The sequence below is a fragment of the Streptomyces sp. NPDC054961 genome (genome assembly GCF_053609145.1).
In genome coordinates, this window is record NZ_JBSGWY010000061.1 from 1 (window position 1) to 22,815 (window position 22,815).

General features: G+C 71.5%; 18 protein-coding genes. 6 read left to right on the forward strand and 12 right to left on the reverse strand.

Annotation, left to right across the window (positions count from 1 at the left end):
- Positions 1-411: 411 nt before the first annotated feature.
- Both ACWF9Z_RS33910 and dapA read right to left on the reverse strand, forming a co-directional pair.
- Entirely contained in the window at positions 412-2,097 is a 1,686-nt protein-coding gene (locus tag ACWF9Z_RS33910) for a ribonuclease J (RefSeq protein WP_356659309.1), read from the reverse strand.
- Positions 2,098-2,213: 116 nt separating this feature from the next.
- Entirely contained in the window at positions 2,214-3,113 is a 900-nt protein-coding gene (dapA, locus tag ACWF9Z_RS33915; RefSeq protein ID WP_453608992.1) for a 4-hydroxy-tetrahydrodipicolinate synthase, read from the reverse strand.
- Positions 3,114-3,728: 615 nt separating this feature from the next.
- Between dapA and ACWF9Z_RS33920 the strand changes: the two genes are divergently transcribed.
- Complete coding sequence (locus ACWF9Z_RS33920; RefSeq protein WP_453608995.1) at positions 3,729-3,968, forward strand: hypothetical protein; 240 nt, start codon at positions 3,729-3,731, stop codon at positions 3,966-3,968.
- A 48-nt stretch (positions 3,969-4,016) separates the two neighbouring features.
- Positions 4,017-4,574 carry a PH domain-containing protein gene (locus tag ACWF9Z_RS33925; RefSeq protein WP_453608997.1) on the forward strand — a complete coding sequence of 186 codons (558 nt, stop codon included), beginning with the start codon at positions 4,017-4,019 and terminating at the stop codon, positions 4,572-4,574.
- Between the two features lie 140 nt (positions 4,575-4,714).
- Here ACWF9Z_RS33925 and ACWF9Z_RS33930 read toward each other — a convergent pair whose 3' ends face one another.
- The 6 genes from ACWF9Z_RS33930 to eccD form a co-directional block, all read right to left on the reverse strand.
- The gene (locus tag ACWF9Z_RS33930; protein WP_453609000.1) at positions 4,715-5,155 is read right to left on the reverse strand and encodes a hypothetical protein; all 441 of its coding nucleotides are present in this window, start codon (positions 5,153-5,155) and stop codon (positions 4,715-4,717) included.
- A gap of 18 nt (positions 5,156-5,173) precedes the next feature.
- Entirely contained in the window at positions 5,174-5,926 is a 753-nt protein-coding gene (gene dapB / locus ACWF9Z_RS33935) for a 4-hydroxy-tetrahydrodipicolinate reductase (protein ID WP_453609002.1), read from the reverse strand.
- 44 nt (positions 5,927-5,970) lie between these two features.
- Entirely contained in the window at positions 5,971-7,350 is a 1,380-nt protein-coding gene (locus ACWF9Z_RS33940) for a M16 family metallopeptidase (protein ID WP_453609004.1), read from the reverse strand.
- Positions 7,347-9,569 (reverse strand): polyribonucleotide nucleotidyltransferase, encoded by a 2,223-nt coding sequence (locus ACWF9Z_RS33945; protein WP_453609033.1) that lies wholly within the window; start codon positions 9,567-9,569, stop codon positions 7,347-7,349. The genes ACWF9Z_RS33940 and ACWF9Z_RS33945 overlap by 4 nt, the downstream gene beginning before the upstream one ends.
- A gap of 281 nt (positions 9,570-9,850) precedes the next feature.
- Positions 9,851-10,138, reverse strand: a complete 288-nt coding sequence (rpsO, locus tag ACWF9Z_RS33950) for a 30S ribosomal protein S15 (RefSeq protein ID WP_356659323.1) — start codon at positions 10,136-10,138, stop codon at positions 9,851-9,853.
- A gap of 172 nt (positions 10,139-10,310) precedes the next feature.
- The gene (eccD, locus tag ACWF9Z_RS33955) at positions 10,311-11,816 is read right to left on the reverse strand and encodes a type VII secretion integral membrane protein EccD (protein ID WP_453609036.1); all 1,506 of its coding nucleotides are present in this window, start codon (positions 11,814-11,816) and stop codon (positions 10,311-10,313) included.
- A gap of 315 nt (positions 11,817-12,131) precedes the next feature.
- Here eccD and eccCa point away from each other — a divergent pair, with 315 nt between their 5' ends.
- Entirely contained in the window at positions 12,132-16,115 is a 3,984-nt protein-coding gene (gene eccCa / locus ACWF9Z_RS33960) for a type VII secretion protein EccCa (RefSeq protein ID WP_453609007.1), read from the forward strand.
- Positions 16,116-16,232: 117 nt separating this feature from the next.
- Complete coding sequence (locus tag ACWF9Z_RS33965) at positions 16,233-16,487, forward strand: DUF397 domain-containing protein (protein WP_453609009.1); 255 nt, start codon at positions 16,233-16,235, stop codon at positions 16,485-16,487.
- Positions 16,488-16,582: 95 nt separating this feature from the next.
- On the opposite strand, the gene ACWF9Z_RS33970 is transcribed toward ACWF9Z_RS33965, so the two are convergent.
- The 4 genes from ACWF9Z_RS33970 to eccB all read right to left on the reverse strand — a co-directional run bounded on the left by ACWF9Z_RS33970 (position 16,583) and on the right by eccB (position 20,405).
- On the reverse strand, positions 16,583-16,891 hold the full coding sequence (locus tag ACWF9Z_RS33970; protein WP_453609012.1) for a WXG100 family type VII secretion target: 309 nt from the start codon (positions 16,889-16,891) through the stop codon (positions 16,583-16,585).
- A 47-nt stretch (positions 16,892-16,938) separates the two neighbouring features.
- A complete protein-coding gene (locus tag ACWF9Z_RS33975; protein WP_356659331.1) occupies positions 16,939-17,286 on the reverse strand; it encodes a WXG100 family type VII secretion target in 348 nt (115 codons plus the stop codon).
- A 219-nt stretch (positions 17,287-17,505) separates the two neighbouring features.
- A complete protein-coding gene (gene mycP, locus ACWF9Z_RS33980; protein WP_453609014.1) occupies positions 17,506-18,786 on the reverse strand; it encodes a type VII secretion-associated serine protease mycosin in 1,281 nt (426 codons plus the stop codon).
- On the reverse strand, positions 18,786-20,405 hold the full coding sequence (gene eccB / locus ACWF9Z_RS33985; protein ID WP_453609017.1) for a type VII secretion protein EccB: 1,620 nt from the start codon (positions 20,403-20,405) through the stop codon (positions 18,786-18,788). Before eccB ends, mycP begins: the two co-directional genes overlap by 1 nt.
- A gap of 260 nt (positions 20,406-20,665) precedes the next feature.
- On the opposite strand from eccB, the gene eccE reads away from it, so the two are divergent.
- Positions 20,666-21,955, forward strand: coding sequence for a type VII secretion protein EccE (gene eccE / locus ACWF9Z_RS33990; RefSeq protein WP_453609020.1), 1,290 nt, complete (start codon positions 20,666-20,668; stop codon positions 21,953-21,955).
- A complete protein-coding gene (locus tag ACWF9Z_RS33995) occupies positions 21,952-22,728 on the forward strand; it encodes a hypothetical protein (protein ID WP_453609022.1) in 777 nt (258 codons plus the stop codon). Before eccE ends, ACWF9Z_RS33995 begins: the two co-directional genes overlap by 4 nt.
- Positions 22,729-22,815 lie beyond the last annotated feature (87 nt).

Sequence of the window (22,815 nt, forward strand, 5' to 3'; positions counted from 1 at the left end):
CTCACCCTCTCGGGCTTTCCTCCGGGCGCTTCCTTCGTTCTTGTGTTTCCGACTCTATCAGACTCTTTCGTGTCCGATTCCCAGTCAGCGGGTTTCGCTTTCCAGGTTCCCGCTTTCGCGTTTCCCTTTCCGGCGATTCCAACTCTACCAGATCATTTCCGCGCTCTGCTTCTCGAAAGTCGCAGTGGCTTGGATTTGAATTGGATGGCCATTGGAGAGCCATTCCCTTTCGGGCGAGCCAGACTTTATCAGGTTTCCCTGCTCTGGAATCCCACCCGCCCGCATCGATCCGTCCGGGCACACGTGTGTGCCGGGGTCTCGTGCGGGGTGGAGACGTAAACGTACTGGAGCGGGGCCCCCGGACGCAAATCCGGTTGCCCCGCTCCAGTGAGGTCGCTACGTACGCCGAGGTCAGACCTCGACGACGACCGGGAGGATCATCGGGCGGCGGCGGTAGCCGTCCGAGACCCACTTGCCCATCGTGCGGCGGATGAGCTGCTGGATCTGGTGCGGCTCGGCCACGCCGTCGGCCGCCGCGCGGGCGATGGCCTCCTCGATCTTCGGCAGGACGGCGTTGAACGCCGCGTCGTCGATGCCGGAGCCGCGCGCCTGGATGTTCGGGCCGCTGACGACCTTGCCCGTGGTGCTGTCCACCACGACGTAGACCGAGACGATGCCCTCTTCGCCGAGGATCCGGCGGTCCTTGAGGTGGACCTCGGTGACGTCCCCGACGGAGAGGCCGTCCACGTAGACGTAGCCCGCCTGGACCTTGCCGGAGATCCGCGCCTTGCCGTCGATCAGGTCGACGACCACGCCGTCCTCGGCGATGACGATGCGGTCCTTCGGGACGCCCGTCAGGGCGCCGAGCTCGGCGTTGGCGCGCAGGTGGCGCCATTCGCCGTGGACCGGCATCAGGTTCCGCGGCTTGCAGATGTTGTAGAAGTACAGCAGCTCGCCGGCGGAGGCGTGGCCCGAGACGTGCACCTTGGCGTTGCCCTTGTGCACGACGTTGGCGCCCCAGCGGGTCAGGCCGTTGATCACGCGGTAGACCGCGTTCTCGTTGCCCGGGATCAGGGACGACGCCAGGATCACGGTGTCGCCGGGGACGATCCGGATCTGGTGGTCGCGGTTCGCCATGCGGGACAGGGCCGCCATCGGCTCGCCCTGGGAACCCGTGCAGACCAGGACGACCTCGTGGGCCGGCAGGTCGTCGAGGGTCTTGACGTCCACGACGAGGCCCGGGGCGACCTTCAGGTAGCCCAGGTCACGGGCGATGCCCATGTTGCGGACCATCGAGCGCCCGACGAAGGCGACCCGGCGGCCGTACTCGTGGGCGGCGTCGAGGATCTGCTGGATGCGGTGCACGTGGCTCGCGAAGCTCGCCACGATGATCCGGTTGTTGGCGTTCGCGAAAACCGTGCGCAGCACGTTCGAGATCTCGCGCTCGGGCGGGACGAAGCCCGGGACCTCGGCGTTCGTCGAGTCCGAGAGGAGGAGGTCGATGCCTTCCTCGCTCAGACGCGCGAAGGCGTGCAGGTCGGTGAGGCGGTTGTCCAGCGGGAGCTGGTCCATCTTGAAGTCACCGGTGCACACGACCATGCCGGCGCCGGTGCGGATGGCCACGGCCAGGGCGTCCGGGATGGAGTGGTTGACGGCGATGAACTCGCAGTCGAAGGGGCCGAGGTTCTCGCGCTCGCCTTCCTTCACCTCGAGGGTGTAGGGGCGGATCCGGTGCTCCTGGAGCTTCGCCTCGATGAGGGCCAGCGTCAGCTTGGAGCCGATCAGCGGGATGTCCGGCTTCTCCCGGAGGAGGTAGGGGACGGCGCCGATGTGGTCCTCGTGACCGTGCGTGAGGACGATGCCCTCGATGTCGTCGAGGCGATCCCGGATGGACGAGAAGTCCGGCAGGATCAGGTCGATGCCCGGCTGCTCCTCTTCGGGGAAGAGGACGCCGCAGTCGACGATCAGCAGGCGGCCGTCGAACTCGAAGACGGTCATGTTGCGGCCGATCTCACCGAGACCGCCCAGCGGGGTGACCCGAAGGCCGCCCTTGGGGAGCTTCGGCGGCGGACCGAGTTCAGGATGCGGATGGCTCAAAAGGTTCTCCTTCACCACGCGTGCCACGTGTCCGTCGAGGGACGTGGCGGGCGTGTCATTCGTGCACGAGCTGTTGTCTTGTGATGGTGTCGCTTGTTCAGTTGTGAAGTCTGATGTCAGAGCTGTACCCCGCCGGCGGCAAGATCGATCTTGAGCTGAGCCGTCTCTTCGGCGGTCAGCTCGACCAGCGGGAGCCGCAGCGGGCCCGCCGGCTGGCCCAGCAGGTTCAGCGCGCCCTTGGTGGTGATCACACCCTGCGTGCGGAACATGCCGGTGAAGACGGGGAGCAGCTTCTGGTGGATCTCGGTGGCCTTCTGGACGTCGCCGCCCAGGTGGGCCTCGAGCATCGCGCGGAGCTCGGGGGTGACCACGTGGCCGACCACGGAGACGAAGCCGACCGCGCCGACCGACAGGAGCGGCAGGTTCAGCATGTCGTCACCCGAGTACCAGGCCAGGCCGCTCTGCGCGATGGCCCAGCTGGCGCGGCCGAGGTCGCCCTTGGCGTCCTTGTTGGCAACGATACGGGGATGCTCGGCGAGCCGGACCAGGGTTTCGGTGTTGATCGGGACACCGCTGCGGCCGGGGATGTCGTAGAGCATGACCGGGAGCTCGGTGGCGTCCGCGATCGCCGTGAAGTGCCGGAAGAGGCCCTCCTGCGGCGGCTTGCTGTAGTACGGGGTGACCGCGAGCAGGCCGTGAGCGCCGGTGCGCTCGGCCTGGCGGGCGAGCTCGAGCGTGTGGCGGGTGTCGTTGGTCCCGATGCCGGCGACCACGTGCGCCCGGTCCCCGACGGCTTCGAGGACGGCTCGTACGAGGTCGTTTTTCTCCGCGTCGGTGGTGGTCGGGGACTCACCGGTGGTGCCGTTGATGATCAGGCCGTCGTTGCCTGCGTCCACCAAGTGGACGGCGAGCCGCTGCGCGCCGTCGAGGTCAAGTGCGCCATCCGCCGTGAACGGCGTGATCATGGCGGTGAGGACCCGCCCGAAGGGGGTCTGCGGAGTCGAGATCGGAGCCATGGGTAACACGCTACTCGCTGCCACGCTCGCGGTGTCCCCTCGGGGGACGTGATGACGGTGTTGGAGCCCGGCACTGCCTGCTCGGGGGTTCAAGCAGTGCCGGGTCCGTTTGATCAGCCTAGATGAACTTTACGAAACGCCGCAATACGGACACTTTGGACTTGACCCGTACATCCGTGCGGAACGAGCCGTTCCGGCCTTACGGGGCAACGCGGCCGTCGCCGGGGAAGACACAGCACGTGAGCGGCATCGGGCCCGCCCGGCACCGCTCCGTCTCCTCCCCGGCCGTCCCGGTCCCCCGCCGCGGGGCGGGGGCGCCGCCGCCCGCCCGCACGGGGTGCGCGGGCCGGTGCGGGGCGCGAGCGAGGGCGCGTGGAAGGTGGCGTGCGCCGGGGAGAAAAGACCGGCCGACAGGACCGAACGGGCAACCTCGCGGGCCGCGCCCGCCGAGCACCCCTTCAGCGCCCCGCGGCCGGCCGAATCTGACGCGTTGCCAAGAAAATCGGTTAATGTCCTGAATTTCGGCACCGATCCGGTCTCCCACGCGTCCTACTGAGTGGAACGTCCACCATCCGCCCCGCCGTCCCGGGGCCCCGACCGTGAGGAGTGTCGCTCATGTTCCGCCGGCGCGAACCCGTCCCGTTTGCCTTCGTCGCCGAGGCCGACCGATTCCGCAGTAACGTCACTCCGCCGCCGCGCGAGAGTCTGAGCAAGACCCAGATCGCCGCCCGTAGTCTGGTCGGACTGACCGTGGTCGCAGGGCTCGTGGGCTCCCTTCTCTTCGGCATGCCCGCACTGCAGCCGAGCGAGACCCCGGCGAAGTCGCAGCGTCCGGAGGCGTCCGAGGGGCGGTAGCCTCACGGGCACAGCCCAACCGAACGTGCATGTGAGTGAGGTCCTGCCGTGCCCCTGCCCTTCCTGACGGCCGACGGCGCATCCGACGCGCACGACAACGGGGAGACGCTCCCCTACGAGGATCCCGACCGCTGGCGCCGCCCCTACCGCCCGGGGCCCTGGCGGGTCGCCATCGCCGCCCTGCTGCTCCTGCTGGGCGCGTTCATGCTCTTCTCCACGGTGATCATCGTCGCCGCGGGCACCTGGGCCGGCGCCCTGGGCGGCCTGGCCGCCTCGCTCGCCGTGGTCGGCACGGCCCTGCGGCTGCTGCGCACGGGGGTCTGGGTGAGCCCCAAGGGGCTGCGCCGGGTCGGGTTCTTCGGGACCCGCTCGATCCCCTGGAGCCAGGTCGCCGAGATCCGCACCGTCCAGCAGCCCGTGCGCTGGCTCGGGCTGCCGAGGACCGTACAGGGCCAGGCCCTGACGGTGGCCGCTCGCGGCGGCGAGGCGCTGCCGGTGCTGCTGACCGACCACAGCGCCGACTTCCTGTCGCGGACCGAGGCCTTCGAGCGGGCCGCCGACTCGGTCGAGGCCTGGGCCGACGAATACCGGGCCGTGCCCGTCTGATCCGGCGTCACGCGCGGCCCGTCCCGCGCGTGCGACACGCGAAAGCCGTACAGGACCTGGTCCTGTACGGCTTTCGCGTCGGTGCGGTCCGCCGGCGCGCGGTGCGGTGCGTCGTGACGGTGTCTCGTGACGGTGCGTGGTTACCGTGCCTCGTGCAGGGCGATCGCCCGCTGCATGGCCTTGCGCGCCCGCGGGGTGTCGCGGGCGTCGCGGTAGGCCACCGCGAGGCGGAACCAGCTGCGCCAGTCCCCCGGGGCGTCCTCCGTCTCGGCCTTGCGGCGCGCGAAGACCTCGTCGGCGGAGTCCCGCAGGATCCGGCCGTACTTGTCCCGCTCCAGCTCGTCCACGGGCAGTGCGCCCTCGGCCTCCAACTGGGTCGCCAGCTGGTTGGCCCGGGTGACGAAGCGGGTGTTCTGCCAGAGGAACCAGACGCCGATGACCGGCAGGATCAGCACCGCCACCCCGAAGGTGACGGTGAGCCAGGTCCCGTGCCGGATCAGCAGCAGGCCCCGGCTGCCGGCCAGGACGAAGTACACCACCAGGACTGCGGCCGTGATGAAGTAGGCGATCTTCGCGCGCATGGTTCCGCCGTCCGCCCGTCAGCCGAGTTCGAGGAAGTTTTCCAGGCCGAACGTCAGGCCCGGAGTCTGCGTCACGCGGCGCGCGCCGAGCAGGATGCCCGGCATGAAGCTGCTGTGGTGCAGGGAGTCGTGTCGGATGGTCAGGGTCTCGCCCTCACCGCCGAGGAGCACCTCCTGGTGGGCCAGGAGGCCGCGCAGGCGGATCGCGTGCACCGGGACGCCGTCCACGTCGGCACCGCGCGCGCCGTCCAGGGCGGTGGCGGTGGCGTCGGGCTGCGCGCCGAGGCCGGCCTCGGCGCGGGCGGCGGCGATGAGCTGCGCCGTACGGGTCGCCGTGCCGGAGGGGGCGTCGACCTTGTGGGGGTGGTGCAGCTCTACGACCTCGACGGACTCGAAGTACCGGGCGGCCTGCGCGGCGAACTTCATGGTGAGGACCGCGCCGATGGAGAAGTTCGGGGCGATGAGCACACCCGTCCCCGGCGAAGCGGCGAGCCAGGTGTTCAGCTGTGCGAGGCGGTCCTCGGTCCAGCCGGTGGTACCGACCACTCCGTGGATGCCGTGGCGGATGAGGAAGTCGAGGTTCTCCATCACCGAGGCCGGGGTGGTCAGCTCGACGGCGACCTGGGCGCCGGCCTCGGCCAGCGCCTCCAGCTTGTCGCCGCGCCCGAGGGCGGCCACCAGTTCCATGTCCTCGGCGGCCTCGACGGCCTTGACCGCCTCGGAGCCGATGCGGCCCTGGGCGCCGAGAACTGCCACGCGCAGCTTGCTCATTTCACGTCCCTCAGTGTTCACAGACTTCAGACCAACGTACGGAACTAGACGACCGCTTCGTCGAGGCGGGCCGCCTGCTTCTCCTTGAGCGGGCCGATCACCGCGAGCGAGGGCCGCTGGGCCAGGACGTCCTGGGCCACCGAGCGCACGTCGTCCGGGGTGACGGAGGCGATCCGGGCCAGCATGTCGTCGACCGACATCTGGTCGCCCCAGCACAGCTCGCTCTTGCCGATGCGGTTCATGATCGCGCCGGTGTCCTCCAGGCCGAGGACGGTGGAGCCGGACAGCTGGCCGATGGCCCGCCGGATCTCCTCGTCGGTGAGCCCGTCGGCGGCGACCTTGTCGAGCTCTTCCCGGCAGATCCGCAGTACGTCGTGGACCTGGTTGGGGCGGCAGCCCGCGTAGACGCCGAAGAGGCCGGTGTCGGCGAAGCCCGAGGTGTACGAGTACACGCTGTAGGCCAGGCCGCGCTTCTCGCGGACCTCCTGGAAGAGGCGCGAGGACATGCCTCCGCCGAGTGCGGTGTTCAGCACGCCCAGCGCCCAGCGGCGCTCGTCGGTGCGGGCCAGGCCCGGCATGCCGAGGACCACGTGGGCCTGCTCGGTCTTGCGGTTGACCAGCTCGACGCGGCCGGAGGTGCGGATCCGCTTGGTGCCGGAGCGCGGGCCGGTCGGCTCGGCGTCCGTGCGGGTCAGCGCGCCGGCCTTCTCGAAGGCCGCGCGGACCTGGCGTACGACCTTGTTGTGGTCGACGTTGCCCGCGGCGGCCACGACCAGGTGGGTCGGGTCGTAGTGCTTCTTGTAGAAGCGGCGGATCCGGTCGGCGGTGAGCGCGTTGATCGTGTCGACCGTGCCGAGGACGGGGCGCCCGAGCGGGGTGTCCCCGTACATGGTCTGGGCGAACAGGTCGTGGACCATGTCGCCCGGGTCGTCCTCGGTCATCGCGATCTCTTCGAGGATGACTCCGCGCTCGGCGTCGACATCGGATTCGAGGATGAGCGAGCCGGTGAGCATGTCGCACACGACGTCGATGGCCAGCGGCAGGTCGGTGTCGAGCACCCGTGCGTAATAGCAGGTGTACTCCTTCGCCGTGAAGGCGTTCATCTCCCCGCCGACCGCGTCGATCGCGGAGGAGATGTCGAGGGCGCTGCGCTTCTCGGTGCCCTTGAAGAGGAGGTGCTCCAGGTAGTGCGTGGCGCCGTTCAGTGAAGGCGTCTCGTCCCGGGAGCCGACATTGGCCCAGATGCCGAACGTGGCGGAGCGGACCGACGGCAGCGTCTCGGTGACGACGCGCAGTCCACCGGGCAGGACCGTGCGCCGGACGGTGCCGATGCCGTTCGTGCCCTTGAGCAGTGTTTGGGTACGGGCGACGGCCCGCCCCTCGGAAGAGGGGCGGGCCGTCACACGCGAACTACGCGACGTCACTTGTCGGAGTCGTCCTTGTCAGCGTCGTCGCCGGCGGCCTCGCCGTCGATCACGGGGACCAGGGAGAGCTTGCCGCGGGAATCGATCTCGGCGATCTCGACCTGGACCTTGGTACCGACCGCGAGCACGTCCTCGACGTTCTCCACGCGCTTGCCACCGGCGAGCTTGCGGATCTGCGAGATGTGCAGCAGACCGTCCTTGCCGGGCATGAGGGAGACGAAGGCACCGAAGGTGGTGGTCTTGACGACCGTACCCAGGTAACGCTCGCCGACCTCCGGCATGGTCGGGTTGGCGATCTGGTTGATCGTGGCACGGGCGGCCTCGGCGGCCGGGCCGTCGGAGGCACCGATGTAGATGGTGCCGTCGTCCTCGATCGTGATCTCGGCGCCGGTGTCCTCCTGGATCTGGTTGATCATCTTGCCCTTGGGGCCGATGACCTCACCGATCTTGTCCACCGGGATCTTGACGGTGATGATCCGCGGGGCGAACGGGGACATGGCGTCCGGCGTGTCGATCGCTTCCATCATCACGTCGAGGATGTGGAGGCGGGCGTCGCGGGCCTGCTTGAGGGCGGCGGCCAGGACCGAGGCCGGGATGCCGTCGAGCTTGGTGTCCAGCTGGAGCGCGGTGACGAACTCCTTGGTGCCGGCGACCTTGAAGTCCATGTCGCCGAAGGCGTCCTCCGCACCGAGGATGTCGGTGAGGGCGACGTAGTGGGTCTTGCCGTCGATCTCCTGGGAGATCAGACCCATGGCGATGCCGGCGACGGGGGCCTTGAGGGGCACACCGGCGTTCAGCAGCGACATGGTGGAGGCGCAGACCGAGCCCATGGACGTCGAACCGTTGGAGCCGAGGGCCTCGGACACCTGACGGATCGCGTAGGGGAACTCCTCGCGCGTCGGGAGGACCGGCACGATCGCGCGCTCGGCGAGCGCGCCGTGGCCGATCTCGCGGCGCTTCGGCGAACCGACGCGGCCGGTCTCGCCGACCGAGTACGGCGGGAAGTTGTAGTTGTGCATGTAGCGCTTGCGGGTCACCGGGGAGAGGGTGTCCAGCTGCTGCTCCATGCGGAGCATGTTCAGGGTGGTGACGCCCAGGATCTGGGTCTCGCCACGCTCGAACAGCGCCGAGCCGTGCACGCGCGGGATGGCCTCGACCTCGGCGGCGAGGGTACGGATGTCCGTGAGCCCGCGGCCGTCGATGCGGACCTTGTCCTTGATGACGCGCTCGCGGACCAGGGCCTTGGTGAGGCTGCGGTACGCGCCGGAGATCTCCTTCTCGCGGCCTTCGAAGGCCGGGAGGAGCTTCGCGGCGGCGATCTCCTTGATGCGGTCCAGCTCGGCCTCGCGGTCCTGCTTGCCCGCGATGGTCAGCGCCTTGGTCAGGTCGCCCTTGACCGCGGCCGAGAGGGCCTCGTAGACGTCGTCCTGGTAGTCCAGGAAGACCGGGAACTCGCCGGTGGGCTTGGCAGCCTTCGCCGCGAGGTCGGCCTGCGCCTTGCACAGGGCCTTGATGAAGGGCTTCGAGGCGTCGAGACCGGCGGCCACGACCTCCTCGGTCGGCGCCTCGGCGCCGCCCTTGACCAGGGTGATGGTCTTCTCGGTGGCCTCGGCCTCGACCATCATGATCGCGACGTCGCCGTCGTCCAGGACGCGGCCCGCGACGACCATGTCGAAGACGGCGTCCTCGAGCTCGGTGTGCGTCGGGAAGGCGACCCACTGGCCGCGGATCAGCGCGACGCGGACGCCGCCGATCGGGCCGGAGAAGGGCAGGCCGGCCAGCTGGGTGGACGCGGACGCGGCGTTGATCGCGATGACGTCGTACAGGTGGTCCGGGTTGAGCGCCATGATCGTGGCGACGACCTGGATCTCGTTGCGCAGGCCCTTCTTGAAGGACGGGCGCAGCGGGCGGTCGATCAGGCGGCAGGTGAGGATCGCGTCCTCGGAGGGGCGGCCCTCACGGCGGAAGAACGAGCCGGGGATCTTGCCGGCGGCGTACTGGCGCTCTTCGACGTCGACCGTCAGGGGGAAGAAGTCGAGCTGGTCCTTGGGCTTCTTCGACGCGGTGGTGGCGGAAAGCACCATCGTGTCGTCGTCCAGGTAGGCAACGGCGGAGCCGGCGGCCTGGCGGGCCAGACGGCCCGTCTCGAAGCGGATGGTGCGGGTACCGAAGGAACCGTTGTCAATGACGGCCTCGGCGTAGTGGGTCTCGTTCTCCACTAGCGTGTTCTCCATTTTCGTCGTCTCCGTCCGCCACCCGTGTGGTGGCCGACGGTTGCGGAGAAGCGCTCCTTGCGTGCGGGCCGGTCTTCGATCGAAGCATCCGGGCTCAAGCCCCCTGGGGCTTTCCGGATGCCACTACCGAGGACCGGCGGCGTAGGGAGGGCGCTCCTCCTCTTCAGTTGTGCACGTGGTTCCAGACTACAAAGCGTCCGGTCCGTCGCGCACGTACAGCAAAGGGAGCGGCCCCCGGTGTGGGTGCCGCTCCCTTCACAGCGTCTTTACTTGGCGCCGGCCGCACCGCGGCGGATGCCGAGGCGCTCGACCAGGGCGCGGAAGCGCTGGATGTCCTTCTTGGCCAGGTACTGCAGCAGGCGGCGGCGCTGGCCGACCAGGATCAGCAGACCACGACGGGAGTGGTGGTCGTGCTTGTGGGCCTTCAGGTGCTCGGTCAGGTCCGAGATGCGGCGGGACAGCATGGCGACCTGGACCTCGGGGGAGCCGGTGTCGCCCTCCTTGGCACCAAACTCTGCGATGAGCTGCTTCTTTACTGCGGCGTCGAGCGGCACGCGTACTCCTCGTAATAGGTCTTCGTTGCCACCGAGTGCCCCAGGTCGAATTCTCTGGGGATCTTCCGTAACTCGGGAGGCGGGGTCCGCTGAGCGCAGCCTCCAGACGATTCCGGGGGCGCGTACACAAACGGCCGTCACACAGCGTACCAGGCTGCCGCTGGGCCCCGTCTCAGCTGGTGAGAGAGCGGGCCCGGGCGTACACGTCGAGCACGGCCAGGGCCAGCGGGACCAGGCTGAGCAGGACCGCCGCCTCGGTGAGGTCGAGCAGGCGCCCCCAGAAGGGTGACAGACCCTTGGTGGGAATGACCAGCGCAATTCCCGCGAGGAGGGCCGCGCCGGCGGCGACGGCCGCGGAGAGCCAGATGGTACGGAGTTCCAGGCCGGAGTGGTCGCCGTACAGGACGAGCTCGCGGAGCAGGGCGGCCGGCGGGTGCATGGCCAGGCCCAGGACGAGCAGGCCGAGGGCGGCGAGGCCGGCCACGAGCGTGCTGGCGACCTGGGAGGTGTAGCGGAAGAGGCGGGCGCGCAGCAGCATGGCGAGCCCGGTGGCCAGGGCCAGGAGCCGGGCCCAGGTGTTGTCGGAGAAGCCGAGGACGGCGGCGGCGCCGACGGCGACCGCGGCGCAGCCGCCGACGAGGCCGAGGAGCATCTCGTGGCCGCGGCGGGCCTGGGCGGCGATGGCCTCGGCGTCGAGGGGGGCCGCGGCGTCGTGCTGGTCGGCGCCGGAGCGGTCACCGTACGGCTCGGTCTCGTAGCGGTCCGGGGTCTCGTACTCGGCCACGGCGCTCTGGGGGGCGGCGTAGCCGATGGGGAGCCGGGCGAAGCGGGCGGAGAAGCCGGGCAGGAAGGCGACGAGGCCGATGGCGACGGGGGCGCAGACGGCCGCGGCGGAGGTGGCGCCGGCGTCCGTGGCGATGGCGGCGAAGGTGGCGGCGGTCCCGGTGGCGGCGAGGAAGGTGGCCGCGACGAAGGGGGCGTCGCCGGTGGGGGTGAGCGCGACGAGGGCGACGGAGGCGACGAGCACGCAGACGCAGCCGAGGAGGAACTGGAGGCGGCCGGGTCCGTGGCCGGCCGCGGGGGCGATGATGCCGACGCCGGCGAGCAGCAGGTGCGGGACGGCGGCGAGGCCGAGGGCCACGGCGGAGCCGCGGTCGCGGTAGACCCGGGCGCGGACCCCGGCGGCGGCGGTGAGGAGCAGGCCGACGGAGCCGGCGATGATCCCGGGCAGTCCGTGCATGTCGTGCAGGACGGGGTCGGCGTACCAGAGGACGAACCCGAGGAGCACGAAGAGGACGGCGGCGCCGGCCAGGCCCGCGCCGCGCAGCATGTCGTCGCTCCAGCGGTGGCGGTCGCGCACCACCGCGGAGGCGACGGCGTCGGAGACGTCGTCGAAGACGGCGGGCGGCAGGGACTCGGCGAAGGGGCGCAGGCTGAGCACCTCGCCGTCGAGGACCTGCTGGGCGGCGAGGGTGCGGGCGCCGTCGAGGACGGTGCCGGAGCGCAGGACCAGGTGGAACCCGGTGGGGGCGCCGACGGGCTGGGTCTGGCCGGTGAGGCGCAGCAGCTCGGGGTAGATGTCGGCGACGGCGATGTCCTCGGGGAGGGCTACGTCGATGCGGCTGTCGGGGGCCACGACGGTGACCCTGCGGAAGCCGGTCGCCTCGGCGGTGTTCACCTGGTGTCCCCCGGTTGGTGTGTGCGTCGATGGTGCGTCGGTGTGTACGTCGCGCGTGTGGTGCGCCGCGCTGTCGTTCGCTGCGTGTGCTGCCGCGTGCGCGCCGGTGCGGGTGGCGGTGTGCCGGTGGTCCGGGCCGTCGTGCGGTGCTCCGGCCGATTCGCGGATGCGCATGCTGCGCGCGCCACCCTACCGGGAGTGTGGATGACTGTCGGCAAGTAGGATCACCTCTTCGCGGAGGAGACCCCCTCCGCGCCCGGGACTTGAGGGCGCCGGTTGCGACGTCCCGTCTGTTTTCGAGGGATTGATTCTCCGGTGAGCCAGATCGTCGTCAAACGTCCGCCCCGGTCGCTTCCGCCCGAAGTTCCTTCGGACGAGCTGCGGCTGGAGGCTCCGCCGGAGCTTCCGAGGGGGCAGCAGGAGGGCGTGCTGATGCAGCTCCTCCCGATGCTCGGGATGGGTTCGTCCGCCGTCTTCTTCTTCATGCCGGGTGCCGCGCCGATGATGCGCATCATGGGCGTGCTGATGATGGTGTCGACGGTGGGCATGCTCGTCGCCCAGCTGGTGCGCCACCGGCGGGGTACGCAGGGGCAAATGGGGGATACCCGGCGGGACTACCTCAAGTACCTGGCCCAGACCCGCCGTCAGGTGCGGCGGACCGCGCGGGCGCAGCGCGACGCGCAGCTGTATCTGCACCCGGCGCCCGAGCAGTTGTGGTCGGTGGTGGCCGAGGGCTCGCGGCTGTGGGAGCGGCGGGTCGGCGACCCGGACTTCGGTCAGGTCCGGCTGGGCCTGGGCGCGCAGCGGCTGGCGACGCCTCTGGTGGCGCCGGACACGGCCCCGGTGGACGAGCTGGAGCCGCTGACCGCGGGTGCGATGCAGCGCTTCCTGAAGGTGCACTCCTCGCTGGACGGGCTGCCGGTGGCGGTGTCGCTGCGGGCGTTCTACCACGTGACGGTGTCCGGGGAGCCGGAGTCGGCGCGCAGTACGGCGCGGGCGCTGGTGGCGCAGCTGACGACGCTGCACTCCCCCGAGGACCTGGTGGTGGCGGTGGTGGCCGCGCCGGGCGCGGTGGCGGAGTGGGACTGGGTGAAGTGGCTGCCGCACAACCAGCTCCCGGGCCAGATCGACGGGGCCGGTACGAAGCGGCTGTTCGGCGACGACCTCGCCGAGGTGGAGGGTCTGCTGGGCTCCCGGCTGGAGGGGCGGCCCCGGTTCAGCCGGGAGGCGTCCCCGGTGCTGGACCAGCCGCACGTGGTCCTCGTGCTGGACTCCGGTTCGCGCAGCGGTCTGGTGCCGCCGGACTCCCTGTTCGCCGCGGCCGAGGGTCTGCAGGGCGTGACGGTGGTCGAGGTGGTGGCGGGCGATCTGGACGAGGCGCGCGGCGGCCTGTCGGTCGTGGTGCGGCCGGGCCGGCTGCGGCTGGAGTCGGGTGGGGGCGTGGCCTACGAGGGTGCGCCGGACGCCTTGTCGCTGCCGGCGGCCGAGGCGCTGGCCCGGCAGCTGGCGCCGTTGCGGACGGGGGGCGGGGACGACGACGAGCCGCTGCTCGCCAATCTGGACTTCACGGACCTGCTGAACCTGGGTGACGCCGCGGCCGTGGACGTGGCCCGGACCTGGCGGCCGCGTTCGGCGGGTGAGCGGCTGCGCGTGCCGATCGGTGTGGGCGAGGACGGCTCCCCGGTGATGCTGGACCTGAAGGAGGCCGCGCAGGAGGGCATGGGTCCGCACGGGCTGTGCGTGGGCGCGACCGGTTCGGGCAAGTCGGAGCTGCTGCGCACGCTGGTGCTGGGGCTGGCGGTCACGCACACCTCGGAGACGCTGAACTTCGTCCTGGCGGACTTCAAGGGTGGTGCGACCTTCACCGGGATGGGGCAGATGCCCCACGTCGCGGCGGTCATCACCAACCTGGCGGACGACCTGACGCTCGTGGACCGGATGGGCGACTCGATCCGCGGGGAGCTGCAGCGCCGCCAGGAGCTGCTGCGTTCCGCGGGCAACTACGCGAACATCCACGACTACGAGAAGGCCCGTGCGGCCGGCGCCCCGCTGGAGCCGCTGGCCTCGCTGGTCCTGGTCATCGACGAGTTCTCCGAACTGCTCACCGCGAAGCCCGACTTCATCGACATGTTCATCCAGATCGGCCGCATCGGCCGTTCGCTGGGCGTGCACCTGCTGCTCGCCTCGCAGCGGCTGGAGGAGGGCAAGCTGCGCGGGCTGGACACGTACCTGTCGTACCGGATCGGTCTGCGGACCTTCTCGGCGGCGGAGTCGCGGACCGCGATCGGGGTTCCCGACGCCTATCACCTGCCGTCGGTGCCCGGTTCGGGCTACCTGAAGTTCGGTACGGACGAGATGACGCGCTTCAAGGCCGCGTACGTGTCGGGCACCTACCGGTCGGGCGGGCCGGACCTGTCGGTCGGGCTGTTCCCGGTGGAGCGGCGGCCGGTGCTGTTCACGGCCGCGCCGGTGCCGGTGGTGTACGCGGCCCCCGACCCGGCGTACCTGACGGCGCGGGCGGAGGAGGCCGCGCGGGGCGGGCAGGGCGACGACGCGCTGGCGGACACGGTGCTGGACGTGATCGTGAGCCGGCTGGAGGGGCAGGGGGTGCCGGCGCACCAGGTGTGGCTGCCGCCGCTCGACCAGGCTCCGCCGCTGGACCAGCTGCTTCCGGCGCTCGCGCCGTCGCCGGAGCGCGGGCTGCACGCGGAGGGCTACACGCGGCCGGGCGGACTGGTCGTGCCCCTCGGGCTCATCGACAAGCCGTTCGAGCAGCGGCGCGAGGTGCTGTACCGGGACTTCTCGGGTGCGGCGGGCCACATGATGGTGGTCGGCGGCCCGCAGTCGGGCAAGTCGACGCTCATGCGGACGCTGATCTCCTCGTTCGCGCTGACGCACACCCCGCGCGAGGTGCAGTTCTACGGGCTGGACTTCGGCGGCGGCGGCCTGTCCTCGGTGTCCGACCTGCCGCACGTGGGCGGGATCGCCTCCCGGCTGGACCCGGAGCGGGTGCGGCGCACGGTCGCGGAGGTCGCCGGGGTGCTGCGCCGGCGCGAGGAGTTCTTCCGTGCGAACGGCATCGACTCCATCGGCACCTACCGGCGCCGCCGGGCGGCGGGCGAACTGCCCGGCGAGGCCTGGGGCGACGTCTTCCTGGTCATCGACGGCTGGGGCGGCTTCCGCGGCGAGTACGAGGGCCTGGAGCAGGTCGTCACGGACATCGCGGCCCGCGGGCTGGGCTACGGCATCCACGTGGTGATCACGGCCGCCCGGTACATGGAGGTCCGTGCCGCGCTGAAGGACCAGATGCTCAGCCGGCTGGAGCTGCGCCTCGGCGACGTCATGGACTCCGAGTTCGACCGCAAGGTCGCGGCGAACGTCCCGACGGGCATGCCGGGCCGCGGCCAGGTCGCGGAGAAGCTGCATTTCCTGAGCGCGCTGCCGCGCGTCGACGGCTCGCACGCGGCGGAGGACCTGTCGGAGGCCACCGCGGCCTTCGTGGCGGCCGTCAAGCAGAACTGGGCGGGCCAGGCGGCCCCCGGCGTACGGCTGCTGCCGCGGCTGCTCCACGCCGACCAGCTGCCCAAGGGCGGGGAGTACCCGGAGCGCGGGATCGCGATCGGCATCGACGAGACCGAGCTGGAGCCGGTGTTCGTCGACTTCGAGACCGACCCGTTCCTCCTCGTGTTCGGCGAGAGCGAGTCGGGCAAGACGAACCTGCTGCGGCTCATCGCCCAGCGGATCTCGGAGCGTTACGGCCCGGACCGGGCACGGCTGGTCGTCGGCGACTACCGGCGCAGCCTGCTCGGGGCGCTGCCGGAGGAGCACGTGCTGGAGTACGCGCCGATGGCGAGCTCCCTGCAGATGCACATGGAGGCGCTGGCCGGGGTGTTCGCGCGGCGCCAGCCGCCGCCGGACGTCACCCCCCAGCAGCTGCGCGACCGCAGCTGGTGGACGGGTCCCGACGTGTTCATCATCATCGACGACTTCGACCTGGTGGCCACGAGCCAGGGCAACCCGCTGACGCAGCTGGTGGAGTTCCTGCCGTTCGCCCGGGACACGGGCGTCCGGTTCGTCATCGCGCGCAGCTCGGCGGGTGCCTCGCGCGCCCTCTACGAGCCGTTCATGCAGCGGATCAAGGAGCTGGGCGCGCAGGGCGTGGTGCTGTCCGGCGATCCGTCCGAGGGCGACCTGGTCGGCAACGCGCGGCCCCGTCCGATGCCGCCGGGCCGGGCCTCGTTCGTCTCGCGCAAGCGCGGGACCTCGCTGATCCAGATCGGCCGCACGCACGGCGTGTAGCGCGGGGGGAAGGGGGCGGCCGGGCAGCGGTGCGGGAGGGTTGGGCAAATGCTCCCGCGACCGGCCGGCCGCCCCCGATAATCGGCAGCGACCGCACCACCGAAGGAGAGGCCGCTCATGGGCACTCAGCAGGAGAAGGACGAGCTGTACGCGCTCGACATCAGCGGCGTCGAGTGGGAGGGCCCGCCCGGCACCGACCCGGACGAGGAGCGGGTCGAGATCGCCCGGCTGCCGGAGGGAGCGGTGGCGATGCGGTCCTCGCTGGACCGGGACACCGTGCTGCGCTACACCGCGGCCGAGTGGGAGGCGTTCGTACTCGGCGCCAGGGACGGGGAGTTCGACCTGGACCGGGGTCCGCGCCAGGCGCCGTAGCGCTCGGGCCGCCCTTCCCGGGCATGGCGAAGGGGCGCGCCCGGTTCGGGCGCGCCCCCTTCTCGTACCGAGTGGCGCGTGGCGTACCGCGTTGCTCAGTAGGCCTCGGTGAACAGGCGCGAGGCCTTCACGTCGGTGGCGCGGTAGTCGTTCTTGCCGCGCTCGATGAGGTCGGCGACCTGGCGCAGCGTGGCGCGCATGTGGTCGGCCTTGCCGTTGTACTTGCGCTGCAGCTCGATGTACTGGGCGTGCGCCTCGCCGTCCCAGGTGTCGGTGACGACGGTCAGGGCGGCGCCCATCTCGTCGAGGTCCTTCTTGATGTTGTCCGAGACGATGCGGATGCGGTCCGCCATCACCTGGACGCTCTCATACCGGACCTTGGTGTGCCCGTCGTTCGCGGTCATGTTCTTCTCCTTCGCACGGTGCGGGGCAGGTGATTGGGGGAAACGGGTCAGATCCCGTTGAGGGCGGAGGTGTTGCCACCGCCGCCGCCGGCGCCGGCCTTGACCGCCTGGAACGCCGTGACCACGTCGTCGTCCTGCGCGTTGCTCAGGTTCTTGGTCTGCGAGACCGCGTGGTGCAGGACGCCCAGCAGGCGGCGGATCTCGTCGTGGTCCTCGTTGACGACCGTCTGCGCGGAGGTGAACCCCGACGCACCCACACCGGTCCAGCCGGCGCTGACGGTGGCGAGGATGTCGGCCAGCTCTCGGGACTGCCGGGTGACGCTCTCGGCGGTCTCCGAAATCTTGTTCATCGCTTGCTTGACCGGGTCGTCAGCAAGGCCGAAATTGTTGGTCATCCGAAGCTCCTCATTTCTCAATTCACCAGACAGAACCGGTGGATTGCGCGGCGGAGCAGTCGCTCAGGAGCGCGGTTTTCAGCCACGTGCACCCCCGGAGTTCCCCCTCCGCCTCACGCCACATCCCCGATCACAGTCGTGAAGCCTTCGATCACTGTAGTCAGTTCATCGTCCTGACCCAACACACCTGTGTGGCCGGGGCGGACGAACCGCACGCGTTCACTGCAAACGGCGCCTTCGGTTCCGGGCCTCACGGACCACCACCGCCGTACCGGAGATCACGGCGATGAGCACGCCGCCGATCCCCAGCGCGTACGTGCCGAGGCGCTCGTCCCGCTCCCGCGCCGTCTCCCCCGTCCGCATCGCGGCGGGCTCCGGAGCCGCCGCCGGGGGCGGCCCCTGGTCGGGGACGGGCGCCTTGGGGGTCTCGTGGTCCTGGGTCAGCGCGCGGACCGGGTCGACCACGCCCCAGCCGACGTAGTCGTCATGGCCGTTGACGGACCGCTCGGCCGTGTTCTGGAGCTGCCAGACCACCTGCTGCGCGGACCACTGCGGGTGCTCGGCGCGCACCAGGGCCGCGACGCCCGCGACGTAGGGCGCGGAGAAACTGGTGCCGTTGTCCACGCACTGGCCGAAGCCGGGGACGGTGGAGACCATGTCGACGCCGGGCGCCGCGATCCCGACGAAGGAGCCGGGCTGGGAGAACGCGGCGCGCTCGTTGTTGCGGTCCGAGGAGCCCACCGCCAGCACGCCGGGAAAGGCCGCCGGGTAGGTGGCGCGCTTCTGGCCGGTCAGCCCGTCGTTGCCCGCCGAGGCGACGACGACGACGTTCGCGTCGATGGCCTTCTTCACCGCCTGGCCGAGCTTGGAGTCCTGGGTGAGCGGTACGTCGGTGTCCTGCGAGATGTTGATGATCTGCGCACCCTTGGACACGGCGTGGTCGATGGCCACGCTCATGGACTCGGCGTTGCCGTTGCCCTGCCCGTCGTTCTGCCGGATCGCGATGATCGTGGCCTCGGGGGCGATGCCGACGAAGCCGGTACCGGGCTTCGGCCGGCCCGCGATCAGCCCGGCGACCTTGGTGCCGTGCCCGACGGTGTCGTTGGTCCCGTCGCCCTTGGGGTCGAGGAGGTCCGCCCCGGCCGCGATGTCGATGGCATCGCTGAGCTGCGGGTTCACCCGGTCGACGCCGGTGTCGATGACGGCGACGCGCACGCTCTTGCCGTCGCTCGTCCGGCCCTTGGTCTGCGCCCAGAGCTCGTCGAGCAGCAGCCGCTGGAGCGCCCAGGGGCGGTCCTCGATCTGCTTCTTCATCGGGAAGGTGCACTCCCCCGCGCCGGCGAGGCGCAGGGGGTGCGGGGCGTGGACCACCGCTCCGTACGGGGCCTCGGCCGGCCCCTCGTACGGCGTCGGCGGCGGCGCGGCCGCCAGCGCGAGGGCGGCGGCCGCGAGCAGCACGGCGGCGGGCTTCGGGGCCGCCGCCCCGGAAGTGCCGCGCATCACGAACCCTGGGGCTGACGGGCGGAGTTGCTGTCCAGGCGCGGCCCCTTGGAGAGGAACTCCGACCACGCGATCGGCACCGTCACCGGGACCACGCCTCCGTAGCCGAGCCGGGCCTGTGCCTGGCTCGGCGCCGGACGGCCGTCGGCGGTGGACGGGCCGCCCTGGCCGGCCGCCGGGCCCGCTCCGGGCGAGGCGCTCGCGCTCGCTCCGGGTGAGGGCTGGGCCGCGTCGCTGTCGCCGTTGGCCTGGACCGCGTACCGCAGGCCGGTGTCGGTGACCAGGAACAGGGCGCCGCCGGCGGTGGTCTGACGGCCCTGGGTCTGGGTGTAGAGCAGGCCCGTGCCCGGGGTGACGTAGGCACTGGTGCCGCTGGCCGTGATGTCCACGGGGAATCCGGTCCCGGCCCAGGTGCTCACCGTCTGGTTGCCCTGGGCGTCGACCGAGCGCAGGACGCTGCAGACGGTGTCGCGGTCGCCCTCGGCCCCGGTGGCGGCCGCGCCCGCCGCGCGGACCTCGTTGATGCGCTCGGTCTTCTTCTGCGGCCACTTCGTGTCGCCCTTGAAGGCGACGGGATCCGGGTTGATGGACTGGAGGTCCACCTCGCGGGGCTTGCCGTGCATGTCCAGCCCGTCGGTCGCGGGCGAGGAGATCATCAGCCAGGCGACGAAGTCGGAGACGGGCACCACCTTGCCGGGCAGGACCAGGTAGTGCTGCGTGCCCGAGCCGGTCATGGCCATCAGCACCATGCCGACCTTGTCGTCCGCGCTGGCCAGGCCCTTGACCCCGGCGGGAGTACCGGACTTGGCGCCACCGGGCAGCTGCGGGAAGGCCAGGTCCTCACCGGAGTCCAGGGTGGCGAGCCACTCGTCGGTGACCGGCTGCGGGACGGCGCTGCCGCCGACGAGGGCGTTGGTCATCGTGCTCGCGTCCGCGGCGCCCTCGGGGAACCGGTACTTCGTGCCCGCCGCGTCGATCAGGTACCTGCCCTTGGCCGGGCCGGTGCTCTGGACGTACAGGGCCTGGGTGTCGGAGAGCCGGCGCCCGTCGTCCATCAGCTTCGCCTCGCGGTCGGCGAGGACGAACGTGGCGGTCTGCACGCCCCGGCCGTTGCCTCCCGGCTGCTGGCACACGGCCCAGCGCTTGGCCTTGGCCGCCTCGGCGGGGGTCGGCAGCCGGTCGGGGGCGTAGGGGATGCCGATGATGGGGCCGCGCGGCAGCTTGCCCGCGTCCAGCACCTTGTCCTCGACCTGGACGACCTTGGCCTTGGCGGGATCGAGCAGGAGCCGGGCGGAGGCCAGGTTCAGCACGGGGTGCAGCCGCGTCTGGTCCTTGCCGTCGACCTTGGTCGTCAGGACCACGTACCGGGTCGTCGACTGCTTGCCCACGATGACCTGCGCACCCGGGGCGTCCCAGCCCTTGGGGGCCGCCGGCTTGAACATGCCCCAGGCTCCGAAGGCCGCCAGGACGACCGCCGCCGTCACCACGCCGGGCAGAACGGCGCGCAGCGGCCGGGGCGCGCCCTCCTCGGTGCCGGTCGCGGAAGGCTGAAGGAACGCGGCCACCGTGCGTCGCTTCGCAAAGGTGTACGCGTTGAGCTCGTCACGTCGTGATGCCATGGCCGCCTGATTCTCCCCGCCCGGCCCGGTCGGTGGATACGGTCTCCGGGCCACTCTTGTCCGACCGGCCACCTACTATGCCTGCTGACGGAGGGTGCGCGGGGGCCGGGTAGGGTGAGCCAGCCGCTCCACGCCTTCCGGGCCGGGGGAAACAAGGGGTGTTGGGCGGATTGGGGAGATTCCGGGGTCAAGCGGCCGGCTGTCGCGCGTGACGCCGGGGCTCACGGGGCCGAGCCCCTGAAAGGGGAGGTGCGCGAGAGATGGCCACAGCCGTCAGGCCGCGGACCGGAGCGTCCGCACCCGCGCGCGCCGGTGTGACGCCGTATCCGAAGTCCAGCCCGGGGCGGTTCGGTCCGTTCCGACTGCAACAACTCGTGCTCCTCCAAGTCGCCGTGGCCGCACTGCTGGTGGCCTGGGTCGTGGAGCCGCTGCTGCTCGTCCCCGCCGGCGCGCTCGCGGTCGTCCTCGTGGTCCTCGCGCTCGTCCGCAGGCACCGGCGCTCGCTGCCCGAGTGGATCGGCGGCGCGCTCGCCCTGCGCAACCGTCGCCGCCGGGCCGCCGTCACCGCCGTACCGGCGGGCACCGAGCCGGGGCTGGCCCCGCTGGTCGAAGCCGATCCGGCGCTGCGGACCCTCACGTTCAGCGAGCGGGAGCGCGAGCGCGGCCGCGACCGGCGGCCCGTCGGCATGGTCGGCGACGGCACCTTCCTGACCGCCGTGGTCCAGGTCGACATGGAGGCCACCGCGCTGCGCCCCGACCGGGGAGCGCGGCCCCTGCCGCTGGGCCTGGTCCGGGACGTGCTCGAAGTGGACGGCATCCGGCTGGAGTCCGCGCAGCTGGTGCAGCACACCCAGCCCGCGCCCGCCCCGCACCTGCCGGCCCAGTCGATGGCCACGCGCAACTACGCCCCGCTGCAGGCCACGACGGGAAGCCCGGCGGTGAGGATCACCTGGATCGCGCTCAAGCTGGATCCGGAACTGTGTCCCGAAGCGGTCACCGCGCGCGGCGGCGGGCTGACGGGCGCGCAGCGGTGCCTGGTGCGGGTGGCCGACCAGTTGGCGAGCCGGCTGGCGGGTGCCGGGTTCCAGGCGACCGTGCTGACGGAGCAGGAGCTGACGGGCGCGCTGGCCACCTCCTCGTGCGCGAACCCGATGGCGATCACCCAGGCGGGGCGGTCGGCGGCGACGGGCCGGCGCACCGAGGAGACCCCGCGGACCTGGCGCTGCGACGACCGCCGGCACACCACCTACTGGATCAGCCGGTGGCCGCAACTGGGCGGCGCCCGGGCCGCGTTGCCGCAGTTCGTGGCGCTGCTGACCTCGCTGCCCGCGCTGGCGACGAACTTCAGCCTGACGATGACCCCGGCCGAGCGGCACGAGATCACCCTGACGGGACACGTCCGGGTCACCGGGCGCAGCGACGAGGAACTGGTCGCCGCGCGGCGCGGACTGGAACAGACGGCCCGGGGCGTGAAGGCCGGGCTGGTACGGCTGGACCGGGAGCAGGTACCGGGGCTGCTGGCCTCGCTGCCGCTGGGAGGAGCCCGATGAGCGGCTTGAGAAGGGCTTCGGCCGCGGGTACGGCCTCGGCTTCGGCTTCGGCGGGGGCCCCGCCGCGCGCCGCGGCCCGCGGCGGCTTCGGCCTGGTGGGACCGCGCCGGGAGAGGCATGCGGTGGCCGCGGCGGATCTGGACGCGCTGGCACTGCCGGTCGGCGACGACGGGGTCGTCGTCGGCGTGGATGCCCAGGGCCGGCCGGCGGTGCTCGGGGTCAACCGGCCGACGCCGTACGAGGTCACGCTGATCGGCGGCCTGTGGACCGCGCAGGTCCTGGCACTGCGGACGGCGGCCACGGGCGCGCGGGTGACCGTGGAGACGGGGCGCGGCCAGGTGTGGTCGGGCCTCGCCCAGGCGGCGGGTGGCGGGCAGCAGTGCGTGACCCTGCACGACGTGGGCCGGGTACCGCCCCAGGGCGCGTCGGCGGGCAGCCCGGTCCTGGTGATCCGCGACTGCGGAATGCGGCCGCCGCGCGGCCGCGTTGCGGCGGGTCCCTGGCAGTCGGTGCTGACCCTGCTGCCGTACCTGAGCCCGGCGGCCCCCCGGCTGCTGCAGAACTCCTCCCTGGTGGGCGTCCAGCGCGTCTCGCCCGACGAGGCGGAGCAGATCGGCCGGCTGATGCGGCTGCCCGCGGCGGCGGTGGAGTCGCTGCCGACGCTGGGCGACGGCGTGACCCTGTGGTGCACCGCCCTGGACCGTCAGTTCGTGATGACGCAGCCGACGGACACGGAGACGGGCCTGCTGGGGCAGCCCCGGCGGATCGACTGAGACCCCGCAGGGGGGCGATTGGCCGCGGGCGGCGCCGTATGGGCAGGATGGAAGCGGCCCGCGTCCCGTGACGTACCTCGGGGGCGG